Origin of the sequence: Flavilitoribacter nigricans DSM 23189 = NBRC 102662, from assembly GCF_002646595.1 — a bacterium.
GTDB lineage: Bacteria > Bacteroidota > Bacteroidia > Chitinophagales > Saprospiraceae > Flavilitoribacter > Flavilitoribacter nigricans.
Genome location: NZ_PDUD01000023.1, coordinates 249,498 through 268,122 on the forward strand (window position 1 = coordinate 249,498; position 18,625 = coordinate 268,122).

The 18,625-nt window shown below is 42.8% G+C and carries 14 protein-coding genes; 2 read left to right on the forward strand and 12 right to left on the reverse strand.

Features of this window, described 5'->3' with window-relative positions; genetic code table 11:
- Positions 1 to 269 precede the first annotated feature (269 nt).
- From tssD to CRP01_RS18975, 6 genes are all read right to left on the reverse strand, one after another.
- Positions 270 to 665 carry a type VI secretion system tube protein TssD gene (gene tssD, locus CRP01_RS18950; RefSeq protein WP_099151655.1) on the reverse strand — a complete coding sequence of 132 codons (396 nt, stop codon included), beginning with the start codon at positions 663 to 665 and terminating at the stop codon, positions 270 to 272.
- 201 nt (positions 666 to 866) lie between these two features.
- Positions 867 to 2,162 (reverse strand): hypothetical protein, encoded by a 1,296-nt coding sequence (locus tag CRP01_RS18955; RefSeq protein WP_099151656.1) that lies wholly within the window; start codon positions 2,160 to 2,162, stop codon positions 867 to 869.
- 39 nt (positions 2,163 to 2,201) lie between these two features.
- Positions 2,202 to 2,672, reverse strand: a complete 471-nt coding sequence (locus CRP01_RS18960; RefSeq protein WP_099151657.1) for a type VI secretion system contractile sheath small subunit — start codon at positions 2,670 to 2,672, stop codon at positions 2,202 to 2,204.
- A gap of 71 nt (positions 2,673 to 2,743) precedes the next feature.
- Positions 2,744 to 5,227 (reverse strand): ATP-dependent Clp protease ATP-binding subunit, encoded by a 2,484-nt coding sequence (locus tag CRP01_RS18965; protein ID WP_099151658.1) that lies wholly within the window; start codon positions 5,225 to 5,227, stop codon positions 2,744 to 2,746.
- Positions 5,228 to 5,266: 39 nt separating this feature from the next.
- Positions 5,267 to 5,839, reverse strand: a complete 573-nt coding sequence (locus tag CRP01_RS18970) for a hypothetical protein (protein ID WP_143473443.1) — start codon at positions 5,837 to 5,839, stop codon at positions 5,267 to 5,269.
- A gap of 69 nt (positions 5,840 to 5,908) precedes the next feature.
- Entirely contained in the window at positions 5,909 to 6,673 is a 765-nt protein-coding gene (locus CRP01_RS18975) for a hypothetical protein (RefSeq protein WP_099151660.1), read from the reverse strand.
- A 295-nt stretch (positions 6,674 to 6,968) separates the two neighbouring features.
- Between CRP01_RS18975 and CRP01_RS43460 the strand changes: the two genes are divergently transcribed.
- Complete coding sequence (locus CRP01_RS43460) at positions 6,969 to 7,169, forward strand: transposase (RefSeq protein ID WP_099151661.1); 201 nt, start codon at positions 6,969 to 6,971, stop codon at positions 7,167 to 7,169.
- Between the two features lie 160 nt (positions 7,170 to 7,329).
- On the opposite strand, the gene CRP01_RS18985 is transcribed toward CRP01_RS43460, so the two are convergent.
- From CRP01_RS18985 to CRP01_RS19010, 6 genes are all read right to left on the reverse strand, one after another.
- Positions 7,330 to 7,830, reverse strand: coding sequence for a hypothetical protein (locus CRP01_RS18985; protein WP_099151662.1), 501 nt, complete (start codon positions 7,828 to 7,830; stop codon positions 7,330 to 7,332).
- 12 nt (positions 7,831 to 7,842) lie between these two features.
- Entirely contained in the window at positions 7,843 to 12,054 is a 4,212-nt protein-coding gene (locus CRP01_RS18990; RefSeq protein ID WP_099151663.1) for a DUF6531 domain-containing protein, read from the reverse strand.
- Positions 12,051 to 13,448, reverse strand: a complete 1,398-nt coding sequence (locus tag CRP01_RS18995) for a hypothetical protein (RefSeq protein ID WP_099151664.1) — start codon at positions 13,446 to 13,448, stop codon at positions 12,051 to 12,053. The genes CRP01_RS18990 and CRP01_RS18995 overlap by 4 nt, the downstream gene beginning before the upstream one ends.
- A 666-nt stretch (positions 13,449 to 14,114) precedes the next feature.
- The gene (locus tag CRP01_RS19000; protein WP_099151665.1) at positions 14,115 to 14,969 is read right to left on the reverse strand and encodes a class I SAM-dependent methyltransferase; all 855 of its coding nucleotides are present in this window, start codon (positions 14,967 to 14,969) and stop codon (positions 14,115 to 14,117) included.
- 40 nt (positions 14,970 to 15,009) lie between these two features.
- A complete protein-coding gene (locus tag CRP01_RS19005) occupies positions 15,010 to 15,564 on the reverse strand; it encodes an OsmC family protein (RefSeq protein WP_099151666.1) in 555 nt (184 codons plus the stop codon).
- Between the two features lie 135 nt (positions 15,565 to 15,699).
- Positions 15,700 to 16,560, reverse strand: a complete 861-nt coding sequence (locus CRP01_RS19010; RefSeq protein ID WP_099151667.1) for a helix-turn-helix domain-containing protein — start codon at positions 16,558 to 16,560, stop codon at positions 15,700 to 15,702.
- Between the two features lie 274 nt (positions 16,561 to 16,834).
- On the opposite strand from CRP01_RS19010, the gene CRP01_RS19015 reads away from it, so the two are divergent.
- Entirely contained in the window at positions 16,835 to 18,553 is a 1,719-nt protein-coding gene (locus CRP01_RS19015) for a GMC family oxidoreductase (RefSeq protein ID WP_099151668.1), read from the forward strand.
- The last annotated feature ends 72 nt before the right edge of the window (positions 18,554 to 18,625 follow it).

An 18,625-nucleotide genomic window follows, 5' to 3' on the forward strand; every position in this document is an offset into this window, starting at 1 on the left:
CAGTACCTTCATCTCGAGGCAATGAGTTGTCTTAAGATATAGGAGAACATAGCGTTGCGATCCAATCACTGTCCTGGAAAAAAAATGTTGCACCAAATAAAGCTTTGGCAATTCATAAATTTCTGACAAATGATGAGCGACACTTTACAAATCAATGTCTTAAGAATAAGACAAAGGATAGTTTTAACAATTCAGACCACTATTTGCAGTTATCATCCCGAATGCTCTCATTGCTCTGGACTAATTGAAAACTTGAAAGGAGTCATCCTTTAAACCTGCGGCCAATCCCACTTAAATTCCACACCTTCAATTTTTATCTCTTTTGCCGTCATTTTGAATACTTCAGTAATTTGGCGAGTGCCTGATTCAGAGTATTCAATCGAATACTCTACTACATAAGCATCCGTTAACTCAATAGTAATACTTGTCATTTGACCATCAATTTCTTCCTTTATTTCGATGGTAATGCTTTCGGCCGAGCGCTTTGAGTACCAATCTACCACTGCTTTTGAGCTAAATAATGGGTTCCTTTTGACCTGGATCAAAGCAGGTTTAACCGGACCCGAAGGACGCCCCCGATCATCTCTTTCTCTAGTAAATTTCTCAAACCCGATTTCATCGATTGCGATATCCGCACCTTGAATCTTAATAATACAGTTAGCCATTTTAGTAGGTTTTATAAGATTTTATTCAAAGGGTTAGTCAAAATATTTTGACAACTGTAGCTTGATTCGAAATAAAATCTGATGGTTAAAAAATAACAAATTTAAAATCAGCCTATTACTAGTAATCAATGAGATCTTGCCAATATTATGCTGATAAAGAATCAAATGAACCTCTTCGCAAATCAGCGCCAGGTTTTCATTTTATTCAATATCTAATTGTTCCTTAGCCCGATCCCTAGAGGATATGAACTTATAGGTAAACAATCGGATGGCATAGAGATAGGTGATCGCCAGTTGAATATCAATTCGATCCGGTGATGCATTGTTCCGATCAAAGAACTCCACCGATCCCTCCTCAATGATACCTGCTTTCGAGATCTTCTTCAGAAAATCCGCCACCTGTCGGTTAATTTCTCTAAGCACTTTTTTTTCCGTTAAATTAAATACGCATTTTCGTAAGTGATCATTCAGACATCTGGCTATCCAATCCCGCACCCGGACAATGGCGTATTGTTGGAAATCTTCATTTGGTCCCTTGTACGTAGTCCACATACCGAAAGGCATATCCTGTTCCCAAGCGTTCAGCAAGGGAATGATCCCCTTCCCCTTAAATAGTGTAACTTCAGGGTCGGTAACGTTAAAAGCTAATTCAGATACGCCTTTTAAGCTGCTATGCATATATCCCGCAACGGGTTGCGAAATCTTAGTGACGTACATACGCCCGCCTACCGCAGCAGCCGGAGAAAGTTTCATGCCGTCTTTAGCCAGGATCGTATTGGCGAAGACCACCACGTGACTCCACTCCGTAGAGGGGCCTCCTATTTTTTCCATTTCAAGAAAGGAAAAGGTATCCGCCACACTGGTCAGATCATCGCGGTAATTCGTGACGAAAAGGGTTCGATTTTTTTCCGCTAAACCTGCAAATCTGGCCAGCAATTCGCTACCCGGAAAAGTAGGACAAACAATATATCCTACACTTTCACCTTGGTCAACCGCTTCAAAACGCTTACTTACCTCTCGGTCTAGCGCTTTGTACAACTCGTCATCTGGATCTTTCTTAAGCAGATTTTCGTTGTATACCAAAATAGAAAGATCATCTAATTTTTCCTGTCCTGTATTTTTGTAGAACAGGTCTAGTTGGCGAAGCGGTTTTTCGTATTTAGCCGTTTCAGCTAATATTTTTTGCTCGTTGTCCTTAAGGATCTGGATCAAAGCAGCCACTTTTTCCTGACCTTTTGCCGCAAACTCTTCCACCGAGCCGGATTCTTTGATTAGATCCCGTAGAGCGATCAGCATCAGTTTTATCTCCTGCCGGGAATCAGCAAAATTACTCTCGTGGATAAAGGAATTGCGAACAGCCTCCGAGATCTTACTTTCGTCCGGGTCTAAAAACTTGATTTGTCCGTGCAAGTCTTTAATAATATTAAACTGCCTGTGTTTTTTTACTTTCGCAAGTCTTTCCCTACCTTCTTCGACAGTATATTTACGTTCGGTCATAGTTTTATTTTGAAGTTGAAACGAAAAGTAGCGAGTTGTCTACTCTCCAAGCTCATCAATAAAGAAATCCAGGTAGTTCACAAAATCTTCCTTCAGTGTTTCATTACCTTCTTCAAAGAGTGATTTCAATTTTACATTGGCTTCCAGGCGCTCCGGACTAACCAGTTTTTGTAAAGCGTCTTTAATAATTTGAATATTCTTCAGCTCGCTGACTTTTTTGATAATTTCGCTCATCTGGAAGTCAGACATTTTTTCGAACTTCAAGGTCACTGATTCGTAAGGGTTCTCTTCATCTCCGGTTTTAACATCTATTTCGAAACTCAAATTCAACTTCTCCAACACGGCTGAAAAGGTTTTAAAATCCTTGCCATGGATGTAAAAAGGTTCATCTTCCAAATCCGGTAAATGAAGCATGAAAACCGGATTATTAGGATTGAGTAAATTAAAACTGATACCGGTTGGAGCGTCCGATACATCCACTGCTCCCACCACCTTGTCGAGATCTATCATGCAAAGTTGTTTTGTTTCTTGGAAAATAATATTATTACTTGCTTTATTGCGCAAATAAGGTGAAAAATTTCTTAAAGTACATTAAATGCCAATTTTTCTTTGAAATTTACTTCCAAAACATCTCCTTTCTCTAACTTTCCTTCAATTATCAAATTAGCTACCGGCGTTCCAATCTGTTCTTTCACAGTATCTCTCAGCGGGCGTGCACCAAACAGTTTATTAAAGCCGATACTAATAAGATGTTCCTTTGCCTCTTCACTCACTTTGAGGTCAATCTCTTGTTTGTTTAATAATTTAGCGAACCGATCAATTTGAATATTGAGCACTTTCAAGGCCACATCTGTAGATAAAGGCGCAAAGGGAATGATCTTAATTCTTCGATAGACGAATTCCCTGCGAAAGACTTTGTTGTTCTTTTCGTCTTTCAGTCCGATCAAATATTCTTTCAGCTCATTTTCGGTAGGAGGCCGGCCTTTCTCAAATGCAGTTTCAATCCATTCACTGCCTGCATTCGAAGTAAAAATGATAACCGCCTTGGTGAAATCTCCCACCTTTCCCAAGCGGTCGGTCAGTTTGCCTTCCTCCAGTATCTGGAGAAAAATTTTGTAGACGTCCGGATGAGCCTTTTCGATTTCATCAAATAAAATGACGGAATAGGGTTTCTGACGAATTTTATTGATCAATAGGCCACCTTCTTCGTGCCCGACAAAGCCGGCCGGTGCTCCCAACAGCGTTTCTACGGTATGCTCTTGCATGAATTCTGACATGTCGAATCGGATCATGGCCTCTTCGTGATCAAACAAAAATTCAGCTATGGCTTTCGCTAATTCTGTTTTTCCAGTGCCCGTCGGCCCAGTAAAGAAAAAGGCACCTATGGGCTCGTTATCTTCTTTCAAGCCGGCCCTTGATCTTTGCAAAGTTTTGGCGACCACTTCCAGCGCCTCATCTTGCCCAACCACCCTTTTTTTCAAAACTTCTGTTAAATTAAGCCATTTCTCTGATTCTTTAGCTTTAATTTTTCCTAGCGGCACCCCCGATTGGTTGGCGATCGCTGCTGTGATATCATCACTAATTATGTGCTCTTTTTGATTAGTCGATTTTTCGGAAAGCAAGGCGAGCGTTTTTTCTATTTCTCCCGATAATGCAGCTGGCGAGTTGAATCCTCTCAGCGCTTCAAAATCAACGTGATCCTGCAACAGCAGGAAACTTATTTTATCCTCAATGGCATCAACTACCCTATTTAATTGACGCAAGGCAGTTGCCTCATCTTCTATTTTTTGGGCTTCCGATAATTGTTCTCTTATTTTCCCCAGTTCCTTTTCGGTAGTATCGTTCATTACATTGGCCGCAGACATAGCCAAGTCAATTATTTCGATGGCGGCTACCGGAAGCCTCTTCGATCCGATATATCTTTTGGCCAGATAGACTGCCTGTTTGGCAGCAGCATTATCAATATGCAGATGATGATAAGAAGAATATTTGGGCAAGAGTCCCTCTATCATTTCAACAGCGACTTCTTCGCTCGGCTCTTCAATGGTCAATTGGGTGAAGCGACGAGCAAAGGCAAAGTCTTTCTCTATGTATTTTTTATATTCTGTGTGGGTAGTAGCACCAATTAAGATAATTTCTCCTCTGGCTAATTCCGGTTTCAATAAATTCACAGCACCGGAACCGACAGAGCCCTTTTCATCCAGCAGCGTATGGATCTCGTCAATGAAGAGAATCGCGCGGCCCAATTCCTTAATGGCTTGTAGCACTTTTTTTAACCGTTCTTCCACTTCTCCTTTAAAGGCACCCGCCACCAAGCTGCCGTTTACATCTAATTCAAAAATAGAGACTTCTTTCAGGATCATAGGTACGGTGTCGGCTAAAATCTCCAATGCCAAACCGCCGACCAAGGCCGTTTTCCCTACGCCAGGTTCCCCTACCAGTAGTACGTTTGGTGAGTTTCTTTTGCCCAGTATTTGCATTAATTTTTGCAATTCGGCGTCACGCCCCAAAACCGGATCAACTTTACCTTGCCGTGCCTTTTCCGTCAAATCTTCACAAAATCGATTCAAGGCCTTGGAAAGCTCCGTATTCGCATGTCTTTTCGGAGACAGGGTGGATTGGATTTGGTCGGCTTCTTTTTTTTGCGCCACCATTCCCCTTAATTCTTCCTGGCTGATCGGGAAGCGCAGCAACTGTTCTGCGGTAAATGCGACCTCCGGTATACAAATAGCTTTTAAAACATGTAAGGGGGTAATGAGCGGAGCAAGATCTTTGGTTTTGATCGTATTCGCCTCTTTAAGCGTCTGTTGTACCCATTCGTCCGCCGGCGGGTCTTCCTCCGTTTTCGAAGTTTTGGGAAAGGTATCCATCCGAAATTCCGCCCAACTGCGCAGACTGAATATTTCTTTGTTGATCTGTTCTAAAAAGGGTAGCAATCCCGCATCTTCCTGTAAGATTCCCCAAAGCAGATGACCGGAAGAGAATTGGGCCTGCGATCTTTTGCGCGCCTCTCTTTGAGCAGATTGCACAGCCTGTTGGAGTGGTAGGGATAAGGGGTATTGCATATTTTAGTTTTATTTTGTCCGCTTGAAAGACCAGATAAGCTAAACCCAGATTCCAGTTTTTCTTTTTTTGAAGAAGAAATAATCCATTTTATCCTGATTAATTGGTTTCTTCTCCTGCTCTGAGGTATTAGCTTTCTTCTTTCCCTTTCCAGTTTTGAAGATATGAAAAACATTCGCCTTTTCTAACGAAACGCCATAATTTGATTTACTTCCCTGCACAAATTCCGGGAAGACTTTATAGACTTCTTCTTTTTCGATTTGCGTTTTTAAATCTCGCTTTTCTTTTTCCGTCAATTGAGAAACGTCTACATCAACTGCATTTCCGCCAACGTGCGCAAAACCGTCCGTCCTTCCAGCCTGTTTCACGATTTCCGTTTTCCACCATTTTCTTTGTTTCTCCGTTAGCTTGGTTTGGTCTTTCGGTAAGGTTTTTAGCTCAAATTTCTCTTTGAATCGCCTTTTTATATTGGGATAATTATCTTTGTTCCTTGGCCGAAGAATGTGGTACAACTGCTTTTCCCAGGTCCGGTTGCTGCTGGTGATCTTGGCGTTATAGGATTTGATTTTTTCTTTAATGTCGCTTAGCATAGTATTTTCAATAAGCTGCTTCAAAATTGTCTGATGTAGTCAAATTCAAAAGAATAAACCACATTTTAATAGGAAAAAGTCAATCTGGCTGCCTTAATTATAATTTATTAAAGCCTCATACTGCTCCAAAAAGTCGTCTTTCACCTTTCTTCCTGCTTTGTTATCACCTTTTACTCTAAAAATAATCTCTCGAATTTGATGATCACCGGTTAGGCCTTCATACCATGTCTTAAAACCTTCAATATTTGTACAGGCTACCAGACTACAATCACATTTCAATTCTCCTTTTAAGCATAGCTTCAAATTAGTATCGCAAGTCTCATATTTTTGCTTTAAATCCTCCAATTCTGTTAAAGCCTCCTGTAATCGCTTACTTAATTCTCCTTCCGTACCTTGTAAACTCGCCCTGTTTTTTCGTTCTTTATGAACCATGTCAGAATACCTAACAATCGATTCTTTTAAAAGATATATCCCCGAACTATTAAAATCGTTCTTAGCCATTTTCTCAATTTCAATTTTCCTTTTGTTGAACTCATTAATAGAGTCACTAATGGTGTTTTCAATGTCCACTAAATCTTCTGAAATATCAATTTTATCTTCTCTGATTAATTTAAGTTCTTCTACACGTAGAGAATCAATTACCTTGCGAGCCTCTCCTAAGGCCCTTAATTCCATCATTAGTTCCTGCTGTGAAATTAGCATTGTTTCAAAAGAATCACGTTCTATTTGCAATTTATCTGCTCTCGTTTTTTGAACACTATAGTTGTTATAAAACACCCATCCAATTGCTAGTATTCCTAGCAAATATGCTCCGAGAAGCCGGTAAATTCCCTTTTTGTCGACTGTTTTTTTGTTCATTTCTTGTGAAAATTATAAGGTTTTCATAATAAAAGAAGTCGTCAATAACTACATCGTTTATATACGGCAAAATACGAAGCCTTGTGCGAATTGACTCGGTTGTTTAAACTAATACCATTGGTGGTAGTCATATTTGTTGGCTAAGCTAGTGAAAAGTCATATACTGATCTAATGAAAAAGATCAAGTACCGGAAACTATCTTATATCATATCTCATTGCAACTGACAAAGTGCGTGGATGTCGAAGTATCGATACAAAATGCTGTACGAGATGGCCGTAGACTAAAAAAAATAATATCAAAACGATTTGCGAATGGAAAAATGTTGAAATTCTGGAACTTAGTGTTCAACGCGACCATGTGCATATTGTATGTTTCATCTCATCAAAATTGAGCGTGTCCGACTTCATGGGCATATTCAAGGCTAAAACGGCGATTTCCCTGTTCAAGAGTTTCCTGAATATGAAAAAGAAACCCGATTTAGGCAATCACTCTTAGTCATGGGGGTATTTTGTAAGTAACATATGCATAGCAAGGACAAATTGCTTCCATACATATAATGCCACGAAGGCAAGAAAGGGAGCATGAAAAAGACCGTCAGGATTTTAGGCTCTTTTAAGGTTTTAGCTCATTTTGGGGTTCCCTTACTCGATGTCACCTACTCTGGGGGCATCGACTCTAATTTGCTAAATATTGCATCCAAATTATTTACAATCTCCTCCAGGTTTACCCTCTTGATTTTACAATAGAGCGTTTTTCGTGGATAGCCGACAAGATCTCCAAAAATTAAATCCTTTTTAGGCGTGATAAATTTCCATATGATAAAGATATCCTCCTCATCTCTAAAAGCTCTTATCAGAAAATCATCAGTAAACGTACCAAAATTCACCTTATTGAATTTTAGCGTTTTTTCTGAAGCAGATTCTTTAAAAAAGTCATCTAGCTCAACATCTTTAATCCCATTTTTATTTATCGGTGAGGAAAGAATATCTACGAATCCTCCCAATAAGTAGCCTTTTAAATAGATCAAGTCTTCTTCAGTACCAAGTTGAAAGTTACATATCCGTAATTTACAATATCCTAATAATGGATCTCTACTAGTAACCGTAACTTCTAATTCAATATTACCATTAGAAATTGTAAATTTTTTCTTCGTCATATCACATCCTATTTATCGTCTTGTACAATTTCTCTTAATTTCTGTCGGAACATTCTGAGATTTAATTTTTCTTGATTTACCTGCTTTAGTTTTACCGTTTGTTGAACCATTCCAGTGAAATGGTCCAGTTCCATCTGGTTGACTTGACTGAAATCGGTGATAGGTCGCCTTCTTTCCAGATCCTTCCTTTGCCCATCGTGTCTTAGGATTATTTGGGTCAGGTACGCTATTCTTAAAAAGTTCTTCATGATTTTCTGGAAGTACGCTTTTATTACTAATATAACTATTTGTACTAGGATCATGGTGCCCCGGATTCTCATATGCAGGCAATTCATTAAGACCTAGTGAGTCTACCCAGCAGAGAATGTCTTTTACGTACGAATAGATATTAAATTTGCCAGATTTCAACCTTATTGGATCCTGACTCAAATACTCTCCATTTTCCCGGTCATAATAGCGAAATCTATTGTAGTATAGACCAGTCTCAATATCCTCATACTGTCCCGGAAATCGGAAGGGACAATCTCCACGTTCTCCTACCAAGTTACGCAAATCCCCATAAATATCAGTATTCGCCGCCCAGATCAATTCACCCTGTCCATCTACCATCGATGTAGGGGTACCGAGATTGTCGGTGACAATAGCACATTGCTGATTTGCCCCAAACCTTGCCATAGGGGAAAAACTTTCCGGTTCAAAAAGCCAGGTAGTCAGTGCTGACGTCATTTCGTTGCCACCTGCGGGCCACTTGACCGAAACAGCATTCCCAACAGACAACGGTAGATAGGCCTGTACCGGCGTAAGAAAGTCTTCAGCGGGTTCTATCCATTCGTGTAGGGGCGTATTGCCATCCCATACCCAGCGAGTAGTTTTACCGAGATAGGTTTTGGCAATTCTTCGGCCCAGTGCATCGTATCTGAAAGCGACTACCTGGCGGTCTGGTCGGGTCACCCGAATCAACATGCCCGCCGCGTCCCAATCATAATACCAAGTTTTTCCGGATGGCTCTGTTTTTTGGATAAGATTACCTTCCGGATCGTAGGTGTATTTAGTGCCGTTGGCTTCCAGAAGTTGCCCTGCTTTACCGTATTTTCGGTCTGTTCGATCAGGACTTCGAAAGAGGTTACCAACTACGTCAGGCATTCGATATTCCGTGTTGCCATCTTCGTAAGTTGCCGATCTCAGATTGCCAAACACGTCATGTTCGTACCGAACGGCATCCCGGTCATTGTGGATGACTTTTTTGAGACGGTCATTTACTTCCCATTCATAGGACCGGCTTCTGAGAGGTTTTCCAGCCGTAGTTGTTCGCTGCTGCAAGGGACGCCCCAAACGGTCGCGCCGCCATTGGCTGGTGACCTGACCGGGGAGGAAACGCTGCAGTTCCAGTCCAAAGGCATCCCGTTCAAAGACAGCCTCCCAGCTTTTGCCGGAAGTTTCCGCGAGCACCCGCTCAACATCCCCCATAATGTTACGCTCAAATGAGATACTGGCACCGAGGGAAGATTCTACGGCAATACGCATTCCCAAGGTATCATATTGGGAATGTACTTCGTAGCCGCCCTGACTTTCTTTGGTCACTTTACCGAGCAGATCCCGTTCAAATTGTACAGAAATATTGGAATTACTAGCTTCCATCAATTCTCCGTCAGCCCGGTAGATATAAATTTCTTTTGAATTTTCTTCATCAGAGTGCGATATGCCGGTCACCCGGTCGGCCAAATCGTATTCATGAGTAGTGATTAGGCCATTGGGTCTTAAGACTTGGGTAATTCGCCCGGCCTCATCTCTTTTGTATGCCCTGGTTAGTCCATCAAAGCCGATTTCTTCCCGGACATTGCCATTTTCATCTAACTTAAAACGGTAATAATCGTTCTTTTCATTTTTGATAGCGATCAACTGTTCTTCCGTGTCGTACCGGAATTCCACCCGCGTTTTGGCTTCAATGCGGGCGCTTAAGCGATTCATGCCTATGTATTCAAAATGTACGTCGTAGTGTTGATCTTTCGCCCGGATGACATTGCCTTCCGGGTCATATTCCAGGTATCGCTTGTTGTAATCAGGTTCGTCCACGCGCAAAACTCTGCCCAATAAATCCAATTTCCGATGTTGATGGTTGTTTTTAACATCGAAACTATCCGTCACTCTGCCCATGAGGTCGTATCCCCAGCGGCTATGATACCCGTCGGGAGTCCTAACTTGGATAAGATTGTAAGCATTGTCGTATTGAAGCCTGGTAATACCACCCGCAGGATCGACGATTTCGGTAAGTAATTCATTTTCATAGTTGTATTGCGTAATACAGCCCAGGGGATCCTCTTTCTCGATCAAGTTACCGCGCTTATCGTAGAGCCATCGCCATTTGCCATCCACAGGGTCGGTGGCGTTTACCAGAAGATCGTCGTCATTGTATTCCTTTTTGGTTGTTGCTCCATCCGGAGCTATAATCAGCACCTGATTTCCGCGTTCATCGTAACCGTAACGCGTGGCAATGCCCAATTCGTTAATTTCTGCGGTTACCTGGCAGTCCTTGTCGTAATGCGTATAGCTTGCATTGCCTTTAGGGTCGATAGTTTTATAAACCAGCCCCATATCATTATAAAAATGAATACTCTTATGGCCAAGCGAGTTTTCTACAATGGTTTGTTTGGCTTCGGTATCATAATATAACTTGTGGTCGTAAATGCCGCCGTCCCCCCAGGTTCGGATACAACGAGCTGCTTCATCATTGCCGTCGTATTGAAAATAAAAACTCAATCCATTGCGGTTGGTTTCTTTGACTAATAAGTGTTTCTGATATTCGTATACGAAAGGTTGGTCCAATGCATCGAGCGTTTCTACTAAGTTGCCTGGTTCATCGTAACGATATCGAACAATGGGAAAACTTTGATCCTCAATTTTTGGATGGGGTGCGTGAATGGCAATGATCCTGCCCATTTCATCGCTATCCACTTTCAGTATTCTCTCTGCACTATCTTTAATTTGGGTTAAATGTCCCTTAGAGTTATATGTAAACAGGATGTCGAATCCATTATCGTTTTCAATGCCAGCCAGAAGGAAAATTTCATTTTCGGTAAAGGGCTGTTTTGTGAACCGAGAATATAAACGGTCCTTATCTCTCAGCGCATATCCCCTTTCATCTCTTAGTAATAATAATTTTTCCTGGCGGTTATAATGCCGTTCTCCTATTTCTAAGGTTGGGAATACCACTGGCCTTCCATCGGCCATTCTGATGACGATGGTATGGTTTAATTCATCTATCCCCATCGCCAGGTCATAGTTGTGATGCCAGCCATGTCCAACCGGACCTTCGTAAGTAGAGGTAGAAAACCAAACCCGTTCCCATTGCAAGGGGATAGGGCCGGGCAATTCAAAATCAACGATATCGGTAAAAACTTTACCAGTAGCAATATCAACCGGATGACCGGTAACTCTGCAGATAGCCCGGTGAACCAAATTTCGAATGCCCTTAGGAATTCTGAGCCGCTTCATTACCGCGGCGGCGGCATTGTGAATGGCATTGGAAACCCCTTGCATTAATTTGCTTGAGCGCAGCTTGGCAAGGCCCATGGCAAAAGCTTTTGCGGCTAGCGCGCTAATGGAAATAATGGGAGGACCGCCCAAAAAGACTAAAGGGCCTAAGGGAATGGGGAGGACCAGCGAGAGTGGCAAAAAGAATCCAGTTTGTGCCCCTTTCTTTCTGGGTGGAGCGGGCATGCCCACGCATTGGCAACTCAAAGCAGGTAAAGAAGCATAGGTAAAAGGCTCCTTATCTGCTCGAACAGTATAGCTGCCCATAAAAGATTCACAGGCATTACCGGGCATCCCTTTTACGAAAGTACCACCGATCGGAAAATGCAAGGGTTTATTAGATCCGATCGTACCTGCCCGAGCTCTGGGCAGGTGATTGACCCAAACTGTAGAAGGAGCAGATGAATGAAGCCCAGCAGAATCAGCCGCAGCCTTGAGCTTGGCCATACTTTCGGTAATACTTTCCGGTACAGCCGGCAAGGCTTCACCAATCTTAGCCACAGCTTTGGCAACTCCTTCCATATCCACGCCAAGGGCTCCTACGGCCTTAGCCATTAAGTTGTAATCCCCTGAATCGAACAAAAAACCAATAAAAGGGTGTGGGATCGGTACAGGGGGTACAGGTCCAGGCGGCTGGATGATGTGAATATCAATGCCGATAATAATGTCCAGATGTTTTGAGGCGGGCATCATGCCACTTCACTTTTATTATTGACCAGTTTGCTTTCCCAGTTTTCTCCCATAATTTGAGTAAGCTTTTTTCTTATTTTCAACTCATCCTGATAAGTGCCTTTTAGTTCCGGATTCAAGTCTATCAGTGCTTTGCCGATGTAAGGCAAGGTAGAATCTTGCCGCTGTTCGAAAGGTAATAAACCTCCAAATTCCAATGCCTTTTCGTAGCATTTATTGGAAATATCATATTCCTTTAATCGCATTTTACAGTAGCCCATCATACGCCAGGCTTCCATCAGATTGTAAATCTTAGTAGGATTAGCGGTTGGCAAGTCTTCCGGTACATTCTCGGGTAATTGTTCAATTAAGTTATCCGGCAATTCTTCACCCACTTCTGTTACTTTTTTGTAGAGCAGATAACCCGCTTCATAATCATTGACGCTTTTATCCGGAGAAACGAAAACGGAGGCTTTTGCAAACAGAGCTTGTGTTAAAAGCTGTAGCCCCATTGCTTGTTTCGTTCTGTACATATTTTCTGCTACCATGCAAGCGGTATCATAAGCTTCGAGCGTCCTATCGTATCTTCTTTTCCCAATCCAACCTGCAGCTAAGGTAAAATAAACAGCTACCTGGAGATGTTGAGCATCTTCAATTTGTTTAACAAGATCCAGGCAAATCACCGACTGCTTCTCTGCTTTCTCCATTTGTCCCTTACCGACCATTTGTGTTAAATCAATAAAAGCCATTTGGAATTTAACGCCGGGATGGCTAAGATCGCCTGCTGCCGCTACTTCCTTCATAGCGCCGGTCATGTCCAATTCTGGTTGAATGACGCAAACTTCAGTAGGGTATCTTTTGAGTAAATTTTTAAATTTAGATTTACCATCATCAACAACTTCCGTCACCATCAAACGAACATTAGCAGGAATTCCAATTTTTAAACATTCTATTAGCCATGCCTCCCAAATTGAGGGGCGAACAAACTCGGAGGGTGCAAGGTAAGCAACCAAAGTTGAAGAAATATTGAGATCCTGGGCAAGCCAGTAGAAATTGTCGAGGAAATATTTTGAGGAAGAATTCCTATGATTCCAAGGTTGCGGTTCCCATTTAATGTCTAATGCTTCATTGCGAGCTTCTTCCCGATAACTATGGATTTGCTCACGAAGTTCCGCTACTAAATCCTTCCCATAATCATCAATTAACTTTAAAGGGCAGGAAAACCGAAAAAAAATGTCAGTAGTCTTACCTTGGACAGAGGCCTCAGCACGATAAAAAGACTCTATCATTTGCAGCTCTTCTGGCTCAATGAGCCAAATACAAGTTCGTGCATCGGGGCGACTAATAAAATCCTTCCAATGTTCTACTAATTGCTCATAACGCTGAGCGATTGGGATATTTGGATTAAATTTTGGCAATAGTCAAGGATTTGAGAAAAAATTTTGACTAAAATACGGAAATTTAGTAAAAGGTATGTGAAATCTTACGTCCTAGGTCAAGAATTGGATCCGTGAAAATGCCTTCGACAATAATATTGGTTCTGGAATAACCATGCTCGCAAGCTTTAATCCAATGAGCTTCAAAAAAATCATCACCATATGTGCTATTGCACTATCTTCTCAAGATATCATATAAATATGTTAACAATAGTGAATGGGAAACTAAGGTAATGTTAACAAAGAGCATCTTAAAATAAATGGTCAAAAAGTGAACGAAAATTAGAATGTGAGAGGTTTGCCTTTGATATAAAAAAGAAAGAATGAATGATTTATGACCAATTTTTCAAAAGTTTTCATTCTAATTGGACACTCCCTCCGGAAGTGGTACGGAAAGCAGATAAAATATTTAGAATTCCAATTGTAAAAGATCTCTTCGCTGATCTCATGCTTGCGGCCTATTCCCTTGACCGGTATTCTGTACGCTTCCCCTAAACCGCAACCCTTAAAAAGAAAAGCCTCAGATTTTGTAATTCAAGTTCATCCGGGGCTTTATAGCTGATCGAGCTATGCGACTTCCCCAAAAACAAAAAATCACAAGCCGCATACTTAAGCAACTTGTGATTTCCAAAAAGTGGAGAAGATATATTATTCGGGTTTTCTGAGGGTAAATAATCTGGCGGAATAACTGAAAGGCGCTGCCTGATTGATTCTTTGTCCGAAACTTTCGAACACCTCCTGTTTGACGTTGTTTCGCAAATCTTCTTCAGCTGTTTTCAATGCAGCTACCACCGGTGGGACGACATCATTCATGAATTCCCAGTATTCACCGGCCGATTCGCAACTCATAATGCCCTCAATGTCTTTTTCCTGACCACTGGTAGCTCCCAATGCTGCGAATAAGGAAGTTAAAAACCCGGGAGCAGCGCACCTGAAAAGGCCGGGGCCGTTAGGGCTGGGCGAAGGTAATTCCAAGGGGTATTTTTTTAGGGTTCCGATGATAGAAGTAATCCAATCATTTTTGGATGGTTCCCCCCAGACGGTGGCGGCCAGTATCCCACCTGGTTTCAGCACGCGCAACATCTCGCGGGCGGCCAATTCCATGTCTGCAAAAAACATGAAGCCAAGTCGACAGCTAATCGCGTCAAACGTATGGTCAGCAAACGGTAGATTGCACGCATCAGCCACTTCAACCCTGAAGTTGTGCAAGGACCTGGCCTGGGCTTTGGCCCCCGCTATCTGCAGCATCCGTTCGGACAGGTCCGTGGCGATGACCGAGCCACTTGTACTTAGCGCGGCCGCAATACTGAGCCCCGGCTCACCCGTACCCGATGCGATATCGAGTACTTTATCCGTAGGTTTCAGAGCGAGTTCATCTATGATGGCTTGTCCTTGTTGCCGGAGAAATCGCATGGTAAAATCATCCCATTTTTCCCATCCTCCGGAAAATGAATTCCAGGAGTTTCTTTGGTTTTCTCTAATTTGAATGAGTTCCGTATTCATGAGCTTTTTCTATTTTTTTGATTCGAAAATAGGATGGATGCTAGGCAAGATCTACCTGCACATCTACCGGATTGATTAGTGAATTAAATACCGGAGATTGTTTGGCCAGGGTGATCAATTCCATCTTGGTTGCTTCGTCCACGCCATCAATATCAAAGGTTACTCTGATCTGGGAGAATTCCTTTTTTACACTCGGATCAAGCCCCAGAAAACCTCTCAGATCTACATCGCCTTCAATTTTTGAAGAAACGGCCTTCAATTCAATGCCTCTGGCGGTTGCCAATATGATCATCGCAGTGGTCATGCAACTTAATAGTCCATACAGTAATACTTCACCGGGGTTAGCACCGTTGTTGCTACCCAGCAATACGGGGGGCTCATCGTGATCATAAATAAAGGGTGCTGCACGGCTTGTATCTTCCTGCCCGGCGCCGTAAAATCCCTGGACGTAGCTGCGGGTATGTGCTCCACCCATCCAGGTGTTGGTGGCTCTAAATTCAAAATGGGCAATTGCAGGATTTTCCTGGATGGCCACTACGGTGCCACCTATAGCATCCTGATTAATACCATTGATTGCTTTACTCGATACTTCCATTGTTCTAATTTTTTTGTTATCAATTAATTACAATGCAAATATCAGGCGTAATCCACCGGTACCGATAGGCTCAAAAGTTCATTAGATCAACATTTCAGTCCAGGACGAGGAAAATGATATCTGAAGGGGATTTTATTAGTATTGATCCCGGTATTGGAGAGGTGTTTTGGTAAATCGGTTCTTGAAGGCCCGGATATAGCTGGAGGGTTCTTCAAATCCGCATTCAAATCCGATCTGACCTATTGATTTATCCGTGGTTTTAAGGAGGTGACAAGAAAAATCGAGCCGTTTTTCGGCTAACCACTTGCCGGGAGATGTATTAAACGCCTTCTGAAAACACCTTTTGAAGGAACTCAGACTCATATGACACAATTCAGCATATTGCTCCAGGTTCAGCCGGTATGCAAAGTTGGCTTCCATAATCTGTTTTAATTGAGCATGCGGGTCTTTAGTCAAGGAAAGCAGATAGCTGGCCAGCCTCTGATGATTGGACCGGGTAAAAATATTGAGCAGCAGTTCTTCAAATTTTAAGTGGAGCAGATGTTTGTCCGGATAGGATGGAGAACAAAGAAATGCAGCCAGGGAATTGATGTAGCCTTCCAGATAAGCATCCAGTTCTATTCTTATAACCGAATCAGTTTGTTTAGTTTCTTTATTAGCGGGGTTGATTACGGAAGAAAAGCGTTGTATGAATTTTCGAATGAAATCATCAGGAATAAAAACCATCAGGGCACAGTAGTCCTCGTCAAAAAACTGGTGCACCAGGTTGGCCCCTTTTTTTACGAATAGCGAGTCACCCGCTTCCACTACATAGTCATTGTAGATGCTTCGCCACATTTTTTTTCCGGAGGTTACAAATACGAAGTAATTGGCATCCGACCATATCCCCGCCTTTACCTCCTGCACTAAACATTTATACTCTATAAAAAGCAGCTCATTGATTTGCAGTTTCTTGAAATCATTGCTTTCCTTCAGGTATCCGTGTAGGTCGAGCATTTGCTGGTTTTAAGAGACTTTAATATCAGGTTTATATACTTGACGCGAAGTACACTTCCCAGATCGTACCGCAGGTGGGATCCCGTAATAAGCCACCATTTCTACAGTACCCCAATCACTAAAATAGTCCACTTTACGTGGAAGTATTTTGGCTTTTTGATAAAAGCATTTAAAAATGCACAATTTCCATATTTCATCCAAATCCTTGGCCATCCTAACAGAGTTCCGTAATATAGCACCTAAAGAAAAATTATCATTGGTAAAAATATAAGTCATGCAAATAATCGAAAATGCTAAAGTCTATGATGCTATTATCGTGGGCTCAGGGGCAGGCGGCGGGATGGCGACCAAGATCCTTTCGGAAGCCGGGATGAAGGTGGCGCTCGTAGAAGCCGGACCCTATTTTGATCCAAAGGATCCCGTTACGATGACCCAACTGAAAAATCCCTGGGATTCCCCCCGGCGGGGCGCCAGTTCTACCCGTGCCTTCGGTGATTTTGATATGTCCTGGGGCGATTGGTCGGTTGATGGAGAACCCTATACCCAAAAAGACGGCTCGGAATTTATGTGGTGGCGAGCCCGGATGTTGGGCGGTCGCACCAATCACTGGGGACGGATCTCCCTGCGATTTGGTCCTAAAGACTTCAAGCATAGAGACGTGGATGGCTTAGGGGACAACTGGCCGATCAGCTATGATGATATAAAACCCTACTATGACCGCCTGGATAAAATGGTGGGCGTATACGGTACTAATGAGGGACGGGAAAATGACCCGGACGGGTTCTTTTTACCGCCACCGAAGCCGCGTTTGCATGAGTTGTACTACATCAAAGCAGCCCGGAAACTTGGCGTAGATGTTATTCCTTCCCGGATGTCGATGTTGACCAAGAAGCTGAATAATGACCGGGGCGTTTGTTTCTATTGCCGGCAATGTGGCCGTTCCTGTAATCAATACGCCGATTTCTCTTCCAGTTCTGTTTTTTGCATCCCAGCTATAAACGGTGGTCAGGTGGACCTGCACGTGAATAGTATGGTGAAAAACGTGCTGACGGATGAGGAAGGTAGAGCAACCGGCGTATCTTATATTAGTAAGGAAGACCGGAAAGAGTATCGACTGAAAGGTCGCGTAGTTGTCCTGGGGGCTTCTGCCTGTAGTACGGCCCGGATCCTGCTCAATTCCAAAAGCAGTCAACATCCCAACGGTTTGGGTAACAGCAGTGATAATGTTGGTCGTTACCTGCATGATTCAACCGGTGCCGGAAGATCTGGCTTTGTTCCGGCCTTGATGGATCAGAAAACAGGTTATAATCAGGATGGTACGGGTGGTATGCACGTGTATTCTCCCTGGTGGCTGGACAATAAAAAGCTTGACTTCCCCCGTGGCTACCACATTGAAGTAGGCGGAGGTATGGGCATGCCGCATTATGGATTTGGCTGGAACATCTCCGAATACAATAAATACTTAGGCCTGCCTACCGGTGGTTACGGCGATAAGCTGCGCAAGGATGTAAAGAAATTTTACGGCGCCTTTATCAGTATGGCGGGTAGGGGAGAAGCCATTGCCCGGCGGGAAAACCGGTGTGAGATCGATCCGGATGTAGTAGACCAGTGGGGTATTCCCGTCTTACGCTTCAACTACCAGTGGTCCGATTATGAGCGTCATCAGGCCAGACATATGCATCAGACCTTTGAAGAGATCATTCACGCGATGGGCGGTACGCCATTGGGCGATACGCCAGGAAAAGATCAGGACTACGGTTTGCTGCGGCCAGGACAGATCATTCATGAGGTAGGTACGACCCGTATGGGAGATGATCCGAAAACATCGGTGACCAACAAATTCTGTCAGTTGCATGACGCTGATAATGTATTTGTGGTGGATGCCGGTCCGTTCACTTCCCAGGCCGATAAGAACTGTACCTGGACCATCATGGCTTTGTCTATGCGGACCTCGGAATATATTGTTGAACAATTTAAGCAGAAGAACATATAGAGGTGTCAGATGTCAGGGGTCGGGGGCGAGGTTTGGGCTTTGCTTTTGATGCCGGAATGCTGACCGTAGTGT

Coding starts and splice junctions, on each gene's coding strand:
- tssD (WP_099151655.1), bottom strand. CDS start 665: ATGGCTAACTGTATTATTAAGATTCAAGGTGCGGATATCGCAATCGAT.
- CRP01_RS18955 (WP_099151656.1), bottom strand. CDS start 2,162: ATGACCGAACGTAAATATACTGTCGAAGAAGGTAGGGAAAGACTTGCG.
- CRP01_RS18960 (WP_099151657.1), bottom strand. CDS start 2,672: ATGATAGATCTCGACAAGGTGGTGGGAGCAGTGGATGTATCGGACGCT.
- CRP01_RS18965 (WP_099151658.1), bottom strand. CDS start 5,227: ATGCAATACCCCTTATCCCTACCACTCCAACAGGCTGTGCAATCTGCT.
- CRP01_RS18975 (WP_099151660.1), bottom strand. CDS start 6,673: ATGAACAAAAAAACAGTCGACAAAAAGGGAATTTACCGGCTTCTCGGA.
- CRP01_RS18985 (WP_099151662.1), bottom strand. CDS start 7,830: ATGACGAAGAAAAAATTTACAATTTCTAATGGTAATATTGAATTAGAA.
- CRP01_RS18990 (WP_099151663.1), bottom strand. CDS start 12,054: ATGATGCCCGCCTCAAAACATCTGGACATTATTATCGGCATTGATATT.
- CRP01_RS19000 (WP_099151665.1), bottom strand. CDS start 14,969: ATGAATACGGAACTCATTCAAATTAGAGAAAACCAAAGAAACTCCTGG.
- CRP01_RS19005 (WP_099151666.1), bottom strand. CDS start 15,564: ATGGAAGTATCGAGTAAAGCAATCAATGGTATTAATCAGGATGCTATA.
- CRP01_RS19010 (WP_099151667.1), bottom strand. CDS start 16,560: ATGCTCGACCTACACGGATACCTGAAGGAAAGCAATGATTTCAAGAAA.
- CRP01_RS19015 (WP_099151668.1), top strand. CDS start 16,835: ATGCAAATAATCGAAAATGCTAAAGTCTATGATGCTATTATCGTGGGC.